Source organism: Acidiphilium sp. 20-67-58 (genome assembly GCF_002255515.1).
Classification (GTDB): Bacteria; Pseudomonadota; Alphaproteobacteria; order Acetobacterales; family Acetobacteraceae; genus Acidiphilium.
On record NZ_NCAS01000002.1, the window covers coordinates 83,089 to 98,378 of the forward strand.

Here is a 15,290-nt window from a genome sequence, read left to right on the forward strand (position 1 = left end):
GCGAACGACGGCGACCAGATGCATCAAGATGGCCGGCGCAAGTTGCGCCTTCCACCTTCTCACCTGTCAGCCTGACCCATTCCGCGATGTGCTCGCTGCGCTCAAGCGGCGTCAGTTCGGCGGGGACTTTTCCTCTCGTTTCCTTTAGGGATGCGGAAAACTACCCCCAGCCTCTACTCGAAACCCATTTCGCGGAGCATCTGCCGTGCTTCGATCAGGGCATATGACTTGTCCTTGCCGCTGATCCGGCGCTGCCGCACCTCGCCCATCTCCACCAGCTTGCGCCGGGCGTCCACCCGCTCCGATGGTCGCACAAGCGGGTTTTCAGCAACGCGGCGCAGTTCGGCTATTTCGGCCTCGGTCATTCGAGGGGATCATCCGGCAACAGCCGTGCAGCGGCCACCAGCGGGCGCGCGGCGTCGATCATCTGGTCGGTATCTAGTTTGAGGGCGGCGTCCACCGCCTTGGCAGCGGCGCATAGCTTGCGCCTTGCCGCCACCAGGTCGGCCCGGCACGATGCACGGGCTGGGGCTGCGCTGGCCTTGGCTGCCATCTTTGAGCGGATAAAGTCACCCATCTGCGTTGTCTCCCGAACGCGCGCGCGGGGTTACGCGGGGGCGGAAGCCCGTCCACCTGCCACCCTCTCCGCGCGTCATTTCATACAATTCGGCGCGCCGCAGGCCGGCTATTCTGCCTGTAGTGGAATCGAACGGCGGGGCGGCAGGATTGCCGTTACCGCGTCCTTTGGCCGGCCCTTGGCCTTTGCCCTTGCCTCGCTTGCCCGTCATTGCTCGCCCTCGATCAGCACCACGTCGATTGCGCGGCGGCGCCCATCCTTCATGACCGCCAGCTTGAACCGGGCGCGGTCGCCCCGGTGCGGGATGCGCGGCAGGGCGGCGAGTGTGCCGGCGGTGACATAGAGGTTGCCCAGGTCATGACCCTCGGGTGCGATAAACCCGAACTTGCCCGGCACAACGGTAATGAAAGCGCCCTCGATCATGCCGCCTCACCGTCGAGCAGTGTCCGCGCCTCGGCGCGCAAGGCCGGGCACACGGCGGGATGGCGTGCCAGTGCGGTCAGAGGCTCCCGCAGCGTGACGAGCGCGTGCGGCATGGTCTGTGCCGCCTCGATGATCATTCCGGCATAGACGCGCGTTGCGAGGCGCGCGATGGCCCGGCCCAGCCGCCAGAGGATCGGCCAGCGCAGGAGCGATCCAGAGGGCCGGAGCCAGTGCCGCCAGGACGGCGCGGCGCATCAATACGCCCATCAGGACGCCCCCGCCAAGCTGACGCAGTTCATGATCGTGCACCAATCAGCCCCGTTCGGTGACCGGAAATTGCCGATCTGCCTGATCTGGTTGACGGAGAATTTCCCGGTGAAGATGCTGTTCTGCCGTAGGCCCGGAATGCTTGTTACCGGGTTTGTCTGGATCACTTGCCCAGGCAGTCCGGAAAGCTGGTTGGGCAGTTCCACCACGTCACCCACCAGAATATCGCCGCGCATCACGGTCTTGATCTGGATTTGTTTGAACGTCAGCCAAGTCGGTTGCCCGATCAGATCATAGAAATTCAGTTGCTTCGGCTTTGCCTGCGCGGTGCCGTCCAGAGCATACACGGCGCCGCTTTGCACGATGATGGAAACACCCTGATCGTTGGCCGATAGCTGGCCCTCCGTCAGGCGCCGAATCATGGCGGCAAAGCGATCAACCGACGAATAGACGCCCGGCTGCGTGTAGGACAGTTTGCGGTTCGGACTGATCTGGATGACCTGCTTGTAGCCCGGAAACGCATTCGAGAATGTGGCGGCGAGGGCTTGCGAGAGCGGCGTCCCGGCCAGCCAGTTGAACGTCAGGTTTACCGGCTGGACGAACGCTTGCGCCGGATAGATGACCATATCAAGCGACTGATTGACGCCCTCCCAATTCCCGTAGGACTGAAAGACGGTTCCGGCAAGGATTAGTCCCTGTTGTGCCGGATTGGCGAGCGGGAGCCCTTTCCCCATGCCGCCAAACACGCGGATATCTAAGCCAGGTGTGTAAGTCGTGCCGACCAGATTAGCGCCGTATTGCGTGCTCTGCTTCAAGTCGTCGAGCGATACGCCTTCAATCTTGAGCGACGAGCCGCCCAGCGGCGTATCCTCCGCCGTAAGCATGAAATCCATCAGGACATTTTGCGCCGCCGGATTGAAGACGCCATTCGGAAACGATTGCCACCGCTTCACAATGGTGGACGTGCCCGGTTTCAAAAGCTGGATATCGTAATACCTCACAGGGCGTTGCCGTCAGAGGATTTCGACGGCGCTGATCTTGGCGGTCACGCTGGGAGAGGCGCCCCCGATGGCGGCGGTGATCTGCCAGTTGAACGGCAGCACATTATCCACCGTCTCGTTCGCCGTCGCTGTGATGCCCGGATATACAAGCAGGGTCGAGTAGCCCGTTGCCGAGATGGCGGCGCTTTGCAGGAGGGTGAACGTTGAACCCGTCACGGGATCGACACCCACGATGCTGATTGTGAGAGACGGGCTTGTGCCGCTGATCGCCGTCACGTCGATGCCGACACGGACGCCGCGATAGTTGGGATTCGTAAACGTCGTTGAGGTCGCGTTCGCCGATGCGGCGGCGAGCGTCAGCACCTCATCGAGGTTGCGGTTTAGCGGGTAGTATGGGGGAATTTGGGTCATTGATGGTTATTCCTTGATCGTTGCAAAGGCCGCGTTGCGCTCGAAGTGCGCGCCGCGCTCGTAGATCGAGACGAGGACGCCATGCGTCCCCTCGGTCGCCAGGTCGCGCCGGATGCGGTCGCGGAAGGCGTCAAAGTTCTCGCCAGGCCGCGAGCGCCAGCGCGCCGCAGCCAGTGCGCCGGGAAGGTTGAGGGCGAATTTCACCTTCGGAATCGGCGCCAGCGTGGCGATTGCCACGTCGGGGAAGATCGGCGCCGGATTGATATGCCGCTCGAAATGGACGGCGTGAGCACCGTGTTTCATCTCAGTCTTCCTTCCGGTGAACGGTCACAATGCGTTCCGATCCGTCCGGCGCGCGGGCGATGAGCGTCTCGTGGCCCGCGATTTCGACGTTGCCCTCGATCTTTTCGAACGACTTGGCGGGCGGCATCACAACGCTTTGGCCGGGCTGATCGAACTTTGAACGCCACACGCGAGAATCGCCGAAATAGCGCGTCTCGGCCCGGCCCAGGCGAGGATCGAAGGCCGTCACTTCGTGAAGCTGGCCGGGACCACACAATTCCGGCGGCACGCCACTCATCCGCAGTTCAGCAGCGCGGCGGGCGAGATCGGCGGTCTTGCCGTCGCCCTTCGCAGCGGCGGCGCGTTCCATGCGTTCGATTTCGGGCAACGGCAGCTTCGCGAACACTTTGACCGGCTCCGGCGCGTCCTGCATCGCGATGTGCCGATCAATGTTGTCGAAATTGACCTTCCGCCGATCAACGATGCGGACGCGGTCGCCGTAGGGATTACTCATGCGGTATCTCCGGTGTGGTTGCCCCTGCCCGCCGCCACGGGGCCGATACCGGGCGGCGGGTTTCCGGCAGCGCCGGCGGCGCGCTGATGCTCCGCGCCGGGGTTTAGAGCGGCATCGAGCAGCTTCGAGATTGTCCAGGAGCGGCTGGCCTGCATGGTCGCCGCGAGGCCGTCGATCTGATCGAGAGTTCGCTGATCTAGGACAATGGAAATTGTCGGTTTCATTGGTATTGAATACCAATAATTCTGAATAGTTTCAAATAAAACCTGATATCATCAAAAAACAGATAGGAACAAGATAGAATAATATGGGATATTCAAGGGTCTAATCTGTCAAATATTTAATGAGGCTATTTTTTACTTTCTAGCACGGGTTCGCGGCGCCGCGCCGGCACCGCCTATGCCGTGTCTGTGCCGTATGGCTGGATTGCCGAAACATGATCGGGAAAACACCGGCAATTTTGCTAGCATTTTCCCGACAAGTCATTATCCGTTACCGCCCGCATGGGGGTGTAACGTCATCTGCACCCGGTCATGTCTCGATCCGCCGCACCGGACCAGCGCCCAGCGGCGGGTGGCACGCAGAGCAGCGCCAGCCCTTCGGCCTCTCCGCCTCGCACCACCAGGACGCACCCCGGCAGCACCGGCAGCGCGCGCCGGGCGTCGGCTGGATCGTCGGATCAGCCCAACTCACAGGCATGTCATGCACCACCGCCGCCGCCGGGTTCCCGTGTTCGCCCTCGGCAATGATGGCGGCGCGCTCAGCGGCGATGAACGCGGCCTCGTCATCGGCCTCGGCCAGCAGTTCGGCGGCGAGGTCATCCCGCCGGGCGCGGGCCTCGGCCAGCAGCGCGGGCGGCACCCGGCTTGCGTGCTGCACAACCGGGCGTTGTTCCCTTAGCACCACCTCCGCGCCGGCAGCGCGGAGCCGGGGCAGTAGCGGCGAGGCGGAAAGGGCGGCGCTCATAGTTCCACCTCGTCGTCGTCCAAAGTGTGCGGGGGTGTGAGAATAGAGAAAACAGCGTTCCCAGCGTTCCAGCGTTCCGCTTCGGTGCTAGTATCTATATTTTCCAGTATGTTAGACCGTTCCAAGGCGGAACGCTGGGTAACGCTCGGGAACGCTGGCGGAACGCTGGCGGCGTCATCCGAAACGCTCGGGAACGCTGGCGGAACGCTGCGCTCTGAATTAGCGTTCCGCTTTTCCCTTGCATTTTCCTGCATGGAACGCTGGGAACGCTCGGAACGCTGAATCGTCAATACTCTACCACGTCGTCCACCTCCATCAGGGAGAACAACGTCCGTTCCGCACCGGCGGAGGGCCGGAGCCAGGCGGCGAAGGCGGCCAGATAGCCGCGTTCCATCCTTCGGCCATGCGCGGTCTCGCCTTACCGCCTCACTCGCGCAAGAATTGAGTTTTTCGAGCAGTTCGCTCGCCGTTCCTTCCCATCGTCTGCCCTCGGGTCGAGCGGTGCCGTGTTCGTCCAGGACATGCCCGATTGCCTCGCTCAACGGATCGGATTCAACGACCGCGATGTTTGCGGCGTGGCGGTTGCGGTGGATGACGGCCAGGATGTGTTCGGGGTCCCAGCCGAACGCGGGCGCGGCGTTCATCGCCAACGCGGCGAAGTCCGCCATGCGCGGCAAGTCTCGTCTCTTTGTCTCCTTCATGGGTATGCAGAGGGAAGCGGCCAGCGATGCCACCATGCCGTCGAGCAGTGCGGCGAGGATGCCAGGGGCGGCGGCGGCAAAGTCCTTTTCGATATCGGCCTCAAGACGGCGCTTGTCGTCAGGGATGCGCGGCAGTGTGGCGACGATGCACCGATCAGCCATGTCGCCCCGGCTCATGAGGGACGTTATCCCGTTGAGCAGGACGGGCCGGCAGACATGAACGATGTGTTCTTCGTCGTCGGTGTAGAGCCTCCGTTTCGATAGGCCGGCACCTGTCGCCATCCTGCAAAGAACGTCCGCCATGTCGGCGTCGATGAACGAAACGTTGTCGAGTGCCACGACGCGGCCAGCGTTCGCGGCCACCACAAGATCATCCTCCTTTTTCGGCGGCGAGCGGAGCGGGGCCTTGTTCGGGTCGGTGAGAGACCGCACCAGGCGGCTCGCGGTCGATTTGCCCGATCCTTGTTCACCGTCGAGGGCGAGGATCGCATAGGGGCCACTCGGCCAGAGGGTCGAGAGCAGCCAGCAAACGATCAGCTTAAAGTCGTCATCCTGATCCGGGCCAAGGTTCAAGAGCTTGCGGAGCCGGTCGAGCGCACCGGGCGCAGCCTTCCGGTCTGGCATCGGTAAAGCCCGCATTGCATCCGCGCGGATCAGGGGAACGTCCGCACCTTTTACAACCTGCCAGCCGGTCGGCGTCACCTCGATCAATGACCAGTCTTCCGCGCCCCGGTCGATCCAGATTGATGCACCGGCGCGGATGGTGCGGAGCGCGGGTTCGCGGATCGCGGCGCTCGGCATGTTCGCCAGGGCCTCGAATTGTTGCACCGCCTCGATCATCGCCTTGTCACCAACGGAGCCGGGCAGCATCAGGCCGGCGTCTGTCTGCCTCGGGTTGCGCTCGGCATAGATCGCCCGAACCACTTGGCGGAACGCGGCGGAGCGCACCTTGTAGCGTTCAGTCCGCCCGTTGCGTTCAATGGTGACGAACGGCACCCGATCCGGGTCTGCCCAGAATGTAGCGCCGGCGGCGAGCACCGCCTCGATGACCTGATCGCGCTGGGGCGGCTTGCGCCCCTTCCCCTCGTCGGAACCTGCGTCAACCGGGATTTCGTGGAAACCGTCGGCCATCAGTTCGCACCCCCTGCACGTTGCGCCAGCACGTCCGCGAAGTCGTCTCCGGGCTTGTCAGGGCGGACGATCCGCACCGCACGGCCCTCAGCCTTCCACCGGCGCGCGGCGGCCTCGGCAGCCTCTATGCCGGGCTTGTCGTGGTCAGCGGCGATTACCACCCGCCGCACCTCCGGCGGCAGGATCAGCCCTTTGCCCAGGTTGCCAGCGTTAATTGCGGACCATGCCGGTAAGCCCAGCAGATGCCCGGCGGCAAGAGCCGATTCTGGCCCTTCGGCAACAACGATTTCCGGCCCGGTCGCGAAGCGGATCGCACCGCCCCAGAGCGGCCCTTTGCAAGCCTTCACCGGATCAACGTCCGCCTTGCGGCCTTCGAGGTCGAGATAGACGCGCTGGATCGCCACCAGATCGCCGGCAGCGTTGTCGATCCGGCAGATCATCGCCGGCCAGCGCGCGCCGGAAGGGTGGGGAGTGTCGCGCCGGTAGCGCAGCCGGTCGTTGCCGATTGCGGCGGCAAGATGACGGGCAGCCAGGTATCGGCCCGCCGGATCGTCCGGCGTGACGGGATCGGCACCGCCCCAGATTTTCGCGGCGGCCTCGGTTGCGGACGCGCGCGCGGCGGTTTCGCGCTGATCGGCCTCGGGGTCGCGCTGGGGCAACTTCCCGGCGCCCAGGGCTTCGCGGAGGGCGCCCCGGTCGCAACCGTAGTGGCACGTCGCCTTGATGCCGGCGCGGCCTTCGGCAACGCTCAGCGAGTCCTTGCCGCAGTTCGGGCAGGTGCCACGGTGCCAGCGCCCGGCGCGCGAAAGATTCAGGCGGGTGATGATTTCGCCGATGGTTTGCATCACTCCGCCCCCCTCGCCAGGTCGAGCAGCAGCGCAGCCAGGCGGCGGCAATGGGCGGCCTCGCGGTTGGCGGCATCGCGCAAGATCGGGTCGCGGTCGCGGCGAACTAAGAGGCCCTCGGCGCGCGCGTCCAGGCTGCGGGCGGCGCGGCGCAAGTCGGCAAGCGGCAATGTCACAGTGGCGTGGTTGCGGCGGTCGTTGGCTTCGATATCGCCGATCAGGCGATCGTGCAGTCGATCAGCGGTTGTCTTGTAATCGGTCGTCATGGGCAAGCCTTTCATGGCTTGCCGCTGCGGTTTTCGCTTGACGTAGAGCGGATTTTCTCTAAATGATGCAGTGCGTCTGCTAGAGATTTCCGCCCCGTCCGCGTTCGCCGCGCGGCGGGGTTTTCTCTTACTAGGCGGCTTTCGGCGTTTTGAGGCCGAACGTCGCATCCGGCAGCGCCTCGATGTAGGCCAAGCCGCTCGGCACATGGATCAACAGCCGGCGCCCGCATTTCTTCGCGCGCAAGTCGCCGCGTGCGAGTGCGTAGTATGTCGCGGTGCGGGTCATGCCGCTGATGCGGCACCAATCGGTGAGGGCGGCATATTCGGGGGTGGTTGTCATCGTTACTCGTCCTTTGGAACGTTACGGAACGACGAACTATTGATATGATTGGGATGCCGATTGCATTAGGGGAGAATTGATGGTCATTTCTCCCCTGTGGATAACTTTTTGATCTGTGTTGCGACGGCGGAAGGTGTCGGGGCATCTCCACTTATCAGAGGAAGCATCTCGGCTAGAAAACGAGATGCCGGCCCATTTTCAGACATGCCCGTGCCGTCAGGGAAAGCGGGAGCAATGACGGGCAACAGAACCGTCGCCAGCCATCGCCAATCTTTAATCACGTTCGGCACGTTCGATTGTGCTTCGATCCTTTGAAGATCAGAATCCAGCACCGCCCGGAATAGCTTTTCTATGGCGGCGGCCTGCCGCTCAGAAAACGGGTCGCCACCGCTGGCGCGAGCGCGATGGTAATTCATGAGAGGCGGCAACGATTCATTGAGAGCGCGAATGGCGTCACCGGCAGCGCGCGCGTGAGAGTTCAGCGCGCGTTGCGTCTCGGCATCGCGGAAATACGCCTTGTAGGCTGTAAAGATCGAAGCCAATCGGTCTATCTCGGCTACGTCAGGCATCTGCACGGATGCCTTGTCAAACGCCTCTTGAACAACCGCCCTTGTGATTGGGTCATCTGTCAGCGGTGTGCCGGTCTTCTTAATTTTTCGTCCGCGCCCTGACGAAGCCGGCGGGGATTGCTCCCCGCCTTTCAGTTTCCGTCCGCTCATGCTGCCTGCTCGCCGGAGTTCATGCCCGCATCGTCGCAGAATTTCTGCCAGTTATCCCGCAACACGTCTGCCTCGGTTTCCACCGCGTCCACCAGCCAGCGCAGGGAGCGCAACCTGTATTCGTCGGGCGCGGCTGGAAGATTGGTCAGGAACAGCCGCAGGGCGCGGGCGGCGTCCTGCATCCGGGTGGTGCTGTCCTCTACATCGGCAACGCGGATTTCAACCACGCTCTTGACGGGGCGCGTCATGCCAGCCTCCCCGCTTCGCGTGTGAGGCGCGAGATCAGCCGGTCGCTAAGATATCGGCTTTCGTCCTCCGGGTCGCCCTCGCGCGGATCGAGGTAGGCAGTGACAACGCGGGCGATCGCCGCCACCCCGGCGCCTGTCTTCGCCTCGGTGCGCGTGATGCGGGCAAGAATGTCGTTCATCTCGTCCTGCAACGGCGCGGTCTGCTGGTCGATCTTCTCCTCGGTCTCCATTGTCAGGCCCGGCACCCGATAGGCTGCGTTGTATTGTGCATCGAGGGCGATGTAGCGGTCGCACATGGCGATAAGCTCGGCGTCCGGGTTGCCGGCAGCGGTAGCGACCGCAGGGGCGGCGATGGCGGCGGCAGCACCAGCCATCGCGGCCTTGAGGGTGCCGCGCCGGTTCATGCCAGCCCCGCCCGCGCCATCGCGCCCTCGAGGATCAGGCCGACAAGCCGCCGCTCGCTGGCGGTCGTCGCCATCGCCGCCAGGTCGCGAGCGGCAGCTTCGGCCCGGCGGCCCACGTCGAGCACCAGCACGCGGGACCTATTGTCATTGGCCTCACGTTTCATGGTAGGAATGCAGCGATCCTGCATGTTAACCTCCAGTTGCTTTCGGGATCATCGCCGGAGCGGGGGTCCATCCCGCTCCGGCATTCCCATTTGCCGCGATCCGCGCGGCACGGTTCCCGGCTCAGGCCGGTATCTTGTTCACCGCCGCCCCCGTATCGGTTCGACGTTGTTCTGCGCTGCCAGGCCGAGGGGCTTGAAGGCAGCGCGGATGCTGTCGGCCACGAAGCCGGGCGATAGATGCGCGTAGTGCTTCGAAGTGGTCGCCTCTGTGTCGCCGATCTGTGCCGCAACAACGCCAAGCGGCACCCCCGCCATCACCAGGCGCGATGCATAAGTGTGACGCAGGATATGAAACGAGATTGCCGGCGCGATCTGTCCGGCTTCACATGCCGCGCGCATCGGTCGCTGCTGGTCTGACTGCCGCCATGCGGTGCCGTCCGCGCGGGTCAGCATCAGGGTTGTCGATTTCCGCCCGGCGGACAGGCCGGAGAAAAACGCCACCGCCTCGGCGGTCAGCATGATATGTCTCGGCTTATTCGTTTTCGATTGGCGGATATGTAGCGAACCCTGTTCGGCGTTGAGGTCGCCAGTCCTCAGGCGGCACAGTTCGCCATAGCGGCACCCGGTCAGTAGGGCGGCCACTACCATCGGGCGAAACTCCGGCCCGGTCGCGTTCACCAGCCGCACCGCTTCGTCGTCAATCAGATACCGGATTCGCGGAGCCTCGGCGTTACGAAACGGCGCAACCCGGCGCCATGCGTCGTCGCTCGGCACCTTGCCGTCGCGATATGCCATGTTCAGAGCGGCCTTTAGTGTCGTCAAAACACGATTGGCGGTTGCGCGGCGGGCGCGGGTGGCGTCTGCATCGTTGTGGTCAATCTTGCGGGTAGCGGTCGCTCCGGCCTTGGCCCGCACCCTCGGCGCAGCGGTTGCGAGCGCGCGGTGCCAGTTGCGGATGATGCCGGGCGTAAGGTCTCCCACCAGCTTGTCGCCCAGCTTCGGCAGGATGTGGGCGTTGATGGCGCTTTCAGTGCCGGCCAGAGCCTTCCCGCCCTTGGCGCGGTAATCGGCGAGGTAGTCGGCCATAGCCGCCTGCACGGTGAGCGGAGCGGCAACACGGCCACACGCGCGGCCCAGTTCGGCGAACCATGCCGCAGCCGCGGTCTGGGCTTGTGAAAAGCTCAGCGTATCGAAGCCGTCAGCATCAAGCAGGTCGTCGGCATTACCCAGGGCCTTGTAGAGCCGTTGCGGCTCGCGGTCGCGGTCAAAGTGCCGGGCAATCCATGTGCCGGCCTTACCGCCCGCCAGGCGCCGGTAGCCGATGGCGCGGCCCTCTTGGATCGTTCGAAAATACGGCTCGCGCCGCACCGGTAGGCGCAGGCGAGCATTGCGGGTGTCGAGGCGTTCGTCGCGGGCTTTTCTCGGCATCAGGCGGCTCCCCGGCAGGATACAACCTTAACGCTAACCCTATGACCCCCCGATGACTCTAGGTCATCGGATTGTAACGTTGCAGAATATACCTTCAACATTTGGTCAAAACCCTATGCCCCCTATGACCCTCGCAATTCCATACGCGCGAGAGATGGTAGAGCCGTCATAGCACCATACGGCATACGGTTTCAATACGGCATACATGGTCCCGAACAGCACGGGACGCCATAGGACCATAAAACAAGGGTTTACATAGGGGTTAGGGACGATATGGGACGTTCCCGGACGCTTGTTGTCCCCCTCTCACGGCGATAACAGGGGTTCGAATCCCCTACGGGACGCCACTCGCGATGGATCTGGGCACCATCAATCGCACCCGGCCCAAGGTCTCGCCCGACGGCTGCTACTAAGGTTGAATGCGGACCGTTGATGGTCACCGTATCGATTTCCACCACGATTTCGCTGACGAATATCCGCAGATAAGCTTTGCGGAACGCTGGATCGTCGTTGTGCATCGCCTGTCTCATTGCCCGAGCGAAGCGTTCGATTTTCGCATCGGTGATCAAGTTACCTGAATTCGACGCTGAACTGGCGAGCAGGTTGATGTCCTGCTCGACGGCGGATCGCTGTGCCTTCAACGCCTGCAGTTTTTCTGCAAGCGAGGGGTCGCCTGGGTCCATTAGTCCGTTGGCGACGAGGTCCAGCAGCCTGTTGATCTTCCCTGAAATTTCAGTCTGACGCTTTTTCGCGAGGCCAAGCCGGCGCTGGCGTTCGCTGTCGGCCTCAGCACCACGGGAGATGTAGGACTCCAGAATGACGCGCAGGCGGTCGGGCGTGAACAGGCGGTCGGACAAGGCGTCGAGAATCATGCCGTCGAGCGCCTCCATGGCGATCGAGCGGCCCCGACACTTTGATTCACCCTTCTGGGCGCGGCCGGCGCAGACATAATAGCGATAGCGCCCGCTCTTGCCGGTGCGGATCGTCATCCCGCTACCGCAATGCGCGCAACGGATCAGCCCGGTCAGCAAGGTCGGGCCGCTGAGCGACTTCGGCGGGGTTTTTTTCGGGTTCCGAGCATCGAGCGTCTGCTGGACGCGATCGAAGTCCGCGCGATCGATGATCGGCGGAATCGAGGCGACCACCCACTCGCTCTCTGGTTTTGACTGGCCTGTTTTTGCGTGCCGCAGGTTAAACGCATGCTCGCCGAGATAGGTGTGCCGGGTGAGAAGCCGGTGCACATTGGAGATCTGGAATTGCTTGCCGCGGAACGAGACACCTTCACCGTTCAGCCGGCTGACGATGGCCTTGACGCCCATCAGCGGCCCCTCCCGCCCGAGTGCCATTCCAAAAATGCGCCGAACCGTGGCTGCCTCAGCTTCGTCAATCACCAGGCGCTTCTTGATTTTCGCCCCCCGTTGTCCGGCGGCCTCGGCGCGGTAGCCGAAGGGTGGCTTTGATCCGTTCCAGAACCCCTGTCGGGCGTTCTCCTTCATCGCGCGGGTTGTATGCTTAGCATTCTCGGCACTCTGATACTCGTCGAAGATCCCGACCACCTTGCGAATCAACTGGCCGGTCGGGTCGTCCGCGAAGTTCTGGGTAATCGAGACCACCGCAACGCCCGCCCTCGCGAGTTTGCGGAGATACATTTCGCAAAGATATTGATCTCGAAAAAAGCGTGACATCGAATGCACCAGCACGGTGTCGAAGGGCCGATCAGGGCCGGTGGCGGCGTCGATCATCCGCTGGAACTCGGGCCGGCGGTCATCGGTGGCGGATGCGCCGGGCTCAACGAACCTGGCAACGACATCAGCTCCTTTCTGAGCCGCCCAGGATTCTGCCTGGGCGATCTGATCAGGAATCGAGAGGTCCTGCTCGGCCTGCTTGCCGGTCGAGACCCGTGCGTAGATAGCTACACGGCCGGGCCCATCGATTCCGCTGGTCGGCGCTTTTACGTGGCGTGTGTGCTGCGGCCGAGGGGATGTGATCGAGTTCATGCGTCGTCCCTCAAGATCATCGCGATGGTAGCACCGTGCGCGCCGAGCACCAGATCGATTTCGGCGTCGGTTACGACAAGTGCCTCCGGCATTTCCATCTGGAGTGGAGGCAGTACCTTCGTGCACGATCCGCGCCGTCTGGTCCGGCTACTTGCAACTGGCTGTGCCCCATGTGGGTCTGGGGGAGCGGGAAGGGTCGGGTGGTTGGCATTTTCGGGTGCCATCCGAGATGTCTCCAAAAAAATGAGACACCTCATTCATCAGGCATCGGTCGCCGCGTCCGCTGAAATGCGCCCTTTGAATCTCGAAAATTTTTTCCATTCGCTCGAATTTTCGCTTGCGCGGCGACCGCGATTTCTCTGGAAGCGGAGCTATTACGCCTTGATATGCGCAAGACGCATACACGGCCGGTTTGCCATGTGCCGATGTGTCGATTTTCTCGCTTGCGCGGCGACCGTGAGGACACGCTCGTAACAAAGCACGGGGTTATGTGCCCTGTCCGCTCTGCGCCCTTTATGGTCATTCCGGACCAGTTTCGGCCGACCCGAAAGCGGACGCAAACCGTGTAGGGCGGGCCCCCCTATGGCTGACTGCGCCTATTCCCCTTCCCACCCTTGCGGATGATCAAATAAATTGGACATACTGATTTTGAACTAGCCCCCCTTCTACTGTTCTGCGATGGAGATCAAATTGTATTCCTGGTTCGATGCGACCGTCGCCTCTAATATAAATACTCTAACGTGGAATGAAGGGCGTAAACACAAGAAAGAGGGGGAACTCAAACAAATTTCGAAACTATTCTCTTCGAGCTACCTGCGAGATATGCATGCGGCGATGATGAGTAAGGCCGCAACGGCTGGTAAGGTAGCTGAAGCCTATCTCAGTGTCGAACTCGGCTACATTGATAAGATGCCTTTTGCAATGTCAAAAGTACTTTCTAAAAAGACAGAACTGGGAGATGCAATTTTTTTCGGATTCGAGGAGACCGTAACTCCCACAGGTTCACCTATCTCTACAGGAGCGCGAGCTGTTCTCTTGCAGGCAAAGGTGACGGATCAATACCGGCAAATCTGCAACCCCACCGTACCAATCGCTCCAAACATCCCCGGCACAAGCACGTTTAATGAACTGAATCTGCTCAATACCTGGCCCATATTCGACCTGTATGAAAGATCTAATAGTAAAATATGTTCACTTGCGGGTATTGACTTGTCAGTAGGAAGATCACCACCATACTCCTTTGCTTGGTATTTGGCTGCACCTCGGCTGCACTCGCGACTGAATTCGCAAATTCAATTGAAATGGCCATCATGGTGGATGTTGGGTGCCGCAATCCATCGTGAGAATTGCGATATCCAATTTGGCGATTTTCTGCAGGCATTTTTGAAAGGTAATCAGCTAAATACTTCGGCAGGAAATCTGGAGGTTGGCGCGTCGTTTAACTGTGGGACCGGGCCGTCCGGACCCACTACTGACTGGGACAAACTATGTTGTAAAATCCTCAAATTGGTACGGAAGCACCCCGCTCCAGTATCCATCTTTGGATCAGGAATAATTCGTTCGGCGTCGACAAGTAAGATTCCTCTTTATCATTTGCCAAAAACTTTTTTTTGGCCATGGCCCAGATTTTATTACAGTGTTTTGAATAATACTGGAGGGTTCTTCTATGAATTCACACGCAATGGTTCTCGGATGTTCCAGGCAAATTTCGACCAAAATGGAGCAAGCAGAGGGACACAATGTAAAATACGTCCGCCGCGTTGTTCGGCGGAATCACGCAGTCGAGACAAAAAGATTCCCGTCATTATCGTTACATCGTACCGAATAGAGATTAAGGACTGATTCTGATCCATGAATGCTTGATGCTTGATGTTAAACTCTCAAGATTATGCCGATGGGCGAAGTGCTACCTATGGTGTTTAGATTACCATCAAATTGATAGGTTATGCTGTGTTCACCATCTTTGCGACGAATCTTTTGTCATTTCGCTAATGACTGGTTTTTTGAACCCGATGCCCAAAACCTGCCATTCCGGTTCCGGCCCACATCCGACTATCCGAGCAAGCGGGTCGATCTTGCCTCATCGGTAACGCTCGCCAATGCAACAGCCGCATCTCAAGCCCGTTTCACGTGATGCATTCCGGTTCAGAAACGCCAAAACCCCACCCCGCGGAATGCGAGGTGGGGTTCTGGTCAGATTTTGTCGGTCGCCTGATGGAGGCCGAACAAGCCAGCCTCAAGGGCACGGCCATGCGTATCGAGGCGTGTCACGAGATCCGCACGCGCGGTCTCGAGCATCAGCAGATCGCAGGCGAGGCGCCGGTCGGGATCATTCTCCGAAGCTGCATGGCACCGATCTTCTGGAGCCGTGCGCGTGAGGTTGATCGTTTCGGTCAGCACCGCCACCGCTTCCTGGAGGTCCCGCAGCGTGTGAAGGACTGCGAGTTTCGCACGCGTGTCCGCGCGCAGTGCCTCGATGAGGTTTGTCGTTGTCATGTTGGATTTTCCAAAAATCATCCCTTCCCGTGACGCCGACTTGTCGTTCATGCCGGCCGGGCAGACCGATCCGCCCCACGATCGAAGCTCGATCGCAGGGGCATCGGGAA

The 15,290-nt window shown here is 61.3% G+C and carries 22 protein-coding genes; 1 reads left to right on the forward strand and 21 read right to left on the reverse strand.

The window, feature by feature from the left end; genetic code table 11:
- Positions 1 to 173: 173 nt before the first annotated feature.
- From B7Z76_RS01350 to B7Z76_RS01445, 20 genes are all read right to left on the reverse strand, one after another.
- On the reverse strand, positions 174 to 365 hold the full coding sequence (locus B7Z76_RS01350; RefSeq protein WP_291341753.1) for a hypothetical protein: 192 nt from the start codon (positions 363 to 365) through the stop codon (positions 174 to 176).
- Complete coding sequence (locus B7Z76_RS01355; RefSeq protein WP_291341754.1) at positions 362 to 577, reverse strand: hypothetical protein; 216 nt, start codon at positions 575 to 577, stop codon at positions 362 to 364. The genes B7Z76_RS01350 and B7Z76_RS01355 overlap by 4 nt, the downstream gene beginning before the upstream one ends.
- A gap of 207 nt (positions 578 to 784) precedes the next feature.
- Positions 785 to 1,000 (reverse strand): hypothetical protein, encoded by a 216-nt coding sequence (locus tag B7Z76_RS01360; protein WP_291341755.1) that lies wholly within the window; start codon positions 998 to 1,000, stop codon positions 785 to 787.
- Positions 997 to 1,137 (reverse strand): hypothetical protein, encoded by a 141-nt coding sequence (locus tag B7Z76_RS01365; RefSeq protein ID WP_291341756.1) that lies wholly within the window; start codon positions 1,135 to 1,137, stop codon positions 997 to 999. Before B7Z76_RS01365 ends, B7Z76_RS01360 begins: the two co-directional genes overlap by 4 nt.
- A 129-nt stretch (positions 1,138 to 1,266) precedes the next feature.
- On the reverse strand, positions 1,267 to 2,268 hold the full coding sequence (locus B7Z76_RS01370) for a hypothetical protein (protein ID WP_291341757.1): 1,002 nt from the start codon (positions 2,266 to 2,268) through the stop codon (positions 1,267 to 1,269).
- 12 nt (positions 2,269 to 2,280) lie between these two features.
- Complete coding sequence (locus tag B7Z76_RS01375; RefSeq protein ID WP_291341758.1) at positions 2,281 to 2,679, reverse strand: hypothetical protein; 399 nt, start codon at positions 2,677 to 2,679, stop codon at positions 2,281 to 2,283.
- Between the two features lie 6 nt (positions 2,680 to 2,685).
- The gene (locus B7Z76_RS01380) at positions 2,686 to 2,982 is read right to left on the reverse strand and encodes a hypothetical protein (RefSeq protein ID WP_291341759.1); all 297 of its coding nucleotides are present in this window, start codon (positions 2,980 to 2,982) and stop codon (positions 2,686 to 2,688) included.
- A 1-nt stretch (position 2,983) separates the two neighbouring features.
- Complete coding sequence (locus tag B7Z76_RS01385) at positions 2,984 to 3,475, reverse strand: hypothetical protein (RefSeq protein WP_291341760.1); 492 nt, start codon at positions 3,473 to 3,475, stop codon at positions 2,984 to 2,986.
- Complete coding sequence (locus B7Z76_RS01390) at positions 3,472 to 3,699, reverse strand: CopG family transcriptional regulator (protein WP_291341761.1); 228 nt, start codon at positions 3,697 to 3,699, stop codon at positions 3,472 to 3,474. Before B7Z76_RS01390 ends, B7Z76_RS01385 begins: the two co-directional genes overlap by 4 nt.
- A gap of 307 nt (positions 3,700 to 4,006) precedes the next feature.
- Complete coding sequence (locus B7Z76_RS01395; protein WP_291341762.1) at positions 4,007 to 4,441, reverse strand: hypothetical protein; 435 nt, start codon at positions 4,439 to 4,441, stop codon at positions 4,007 to 4,009.
- Positions 4,438 to 6,273 carry a hypothetical protein gene (locus B7Z76_RS01400; RefSeq protein ID WP_291341763.1) on the reverse strand — a complete coding sequence of 612 codons (1,836 nt, stop codon included), beginning with the start codon at positions 6,271 to 6,273 and terminating at the stop codon, positions 4,438 to 4,440. Before B7Z76_RS01400 ends, B7Z76_RS01395 begins: the two co-directional genes overlap by 4 nt.
- Positions 6,273 to 7,118, reverse strand: coding sequence for a toprim domain-containing protein (locus B7Z76_RS01405; protein ID WP_291341764.1), 846 nt, complete (start codon positions 7,116 to 7,118; stop codon positions 6,273 to 6,275). The genes B7Z76_RS01400 and B7Z76_RS01405 overlap by 1 nt, the downstream gene beginning before the upstream one ends.
- Positions 7,118 to 7,384, reverse strand: a complete 267-nt coding sequence (locus B7Z76_RS01410) for a hypothetical protein (protein WP_291341765.1) — start codon at positions 7,382 to 7,384, stop codon at positions 7,118 to 7,120. Before B7Z76_RS01410 ends, B7Z76_RS01405 begins: the two co-directional genes overlap by 1 nt.
- Positions 7,385 to 7,514: 130 nt before the next feature.
- Entirely contained in the window at positions 7,515 to 7,724 is a 210-nt protein-coding gene (locus tag B7Z76_RS01415) for a hypothetical protein (protein ID WP_291341766.1), read from the reverse strand.
- Positions 7,725 to 7,807: 83 nt separating this feature from the next.
- Positions 7,808 to 8,443, reverse strand: a complete 636-nt coding sequence (locus B7Z76_RS01420; protein ID WP_291341767.1) for a hypothetical protein — start codon at positions 8,441 to 8,443, stop codon at positions 7,808 to 7,810.
- A complete protein-coding gene (locus tag B7Z76_RS01425; protein WP_291341768.1) occupies positions 8,440 to 8,691 on the reverse strand; it encodes a hypothetical protein in 252 nt (83 codons plus the stop codon). Before B7Z76_RS01425 ends, B7Z76_RS01420 begins: the two co-directional genes overlap by 4 nt.
- Positions 8,688 to 9,095, reverse strand: coding sequence for a hypothetical protein (locus tag B7Z76_RS01430; protein WP_291341769.1), 408 nt, complete (start codon positions 9,093 to 9,095; stop codon positions 8,688 to 8,690). Before B7Z76_RS01430 ends, B7Z76_RS01425 begins: the two co-directional genes overlap by 4 nt.
- Positions 9,092 to 9,259: a hypothetical protein gene (locus B7Z76_RS01435; RefSeq protein WP_291341770.1), complete on the reverse strand. Its 168-nt coding sequence runs from the start codon at positions 9,257 to 9,259 to the stop codon at positions 9,092 to 9,094. Before B7Z76_RS01435 ends, B7Z76_RS01430 begins: the two co-directional genes overlap by 4 nt.
- 138 nt (positions 9,260 to 9,397) lie before the next feature.
- Entirely contained in the window at positions 9,398 to 10,687 is a 1,290-nt protein-coding gene (locus B7Z76_RS01440; RefSeq protein ID WP_291341771.1) for a site-specific integrase, read from the reverse strand.
- A gap of 251 nt (positions 10,688 to 10,938) precedes the next feature.
- Positions 10,939 to 12,684, reverse strand: coding sequence for a recombinase family protein (locus B7Z76_RS01445; RefSeq protein WP_291341772.1), 1,746 nt, complete (start codon positions 12,682 to 12,684; stop codon positions 10,939 to 10,941).
- 678 nt (positions 12,685 to 13,362) lie between these two features.
- On the opposite strand from B7Z76_RS01445, the gene B7Z76_RS01450 reads away from it, so the two are divergent.
- On the forward strand, positions 13,363 to 14,526 hold the full coding sequence (locus tag B7Z76_RS01450) for a hypothetical protein (protein ID WP_291341773.1): 1,164 nt from the start codon (positions 13,363 to 13,365) through the stop codon (positions 14,524 to 14,526).
- A 351-nt stretch (positions 14,527 to 14,877) separates the two neighbouring features.
- On the opposite strand, the gene B7Z76_RS01455 is transcribed toward B7Z76_RS01450, so the two are convergent.
- Positions 14,878 to 15,231 carry a hypothetical protein gene (locus B7Z76_RS01455; protein WP_291341774.1) on the reverse strand — a complete coding sequence of 118 codons (354 nt, stop codon included), beginning with the start codon at positions 15,229 to 15,231 and terminating at the stop codon, positions 14,878 to 14,880.
- Positions 15,232 to 15,290 lie beyond the last annotated feature (59 nt).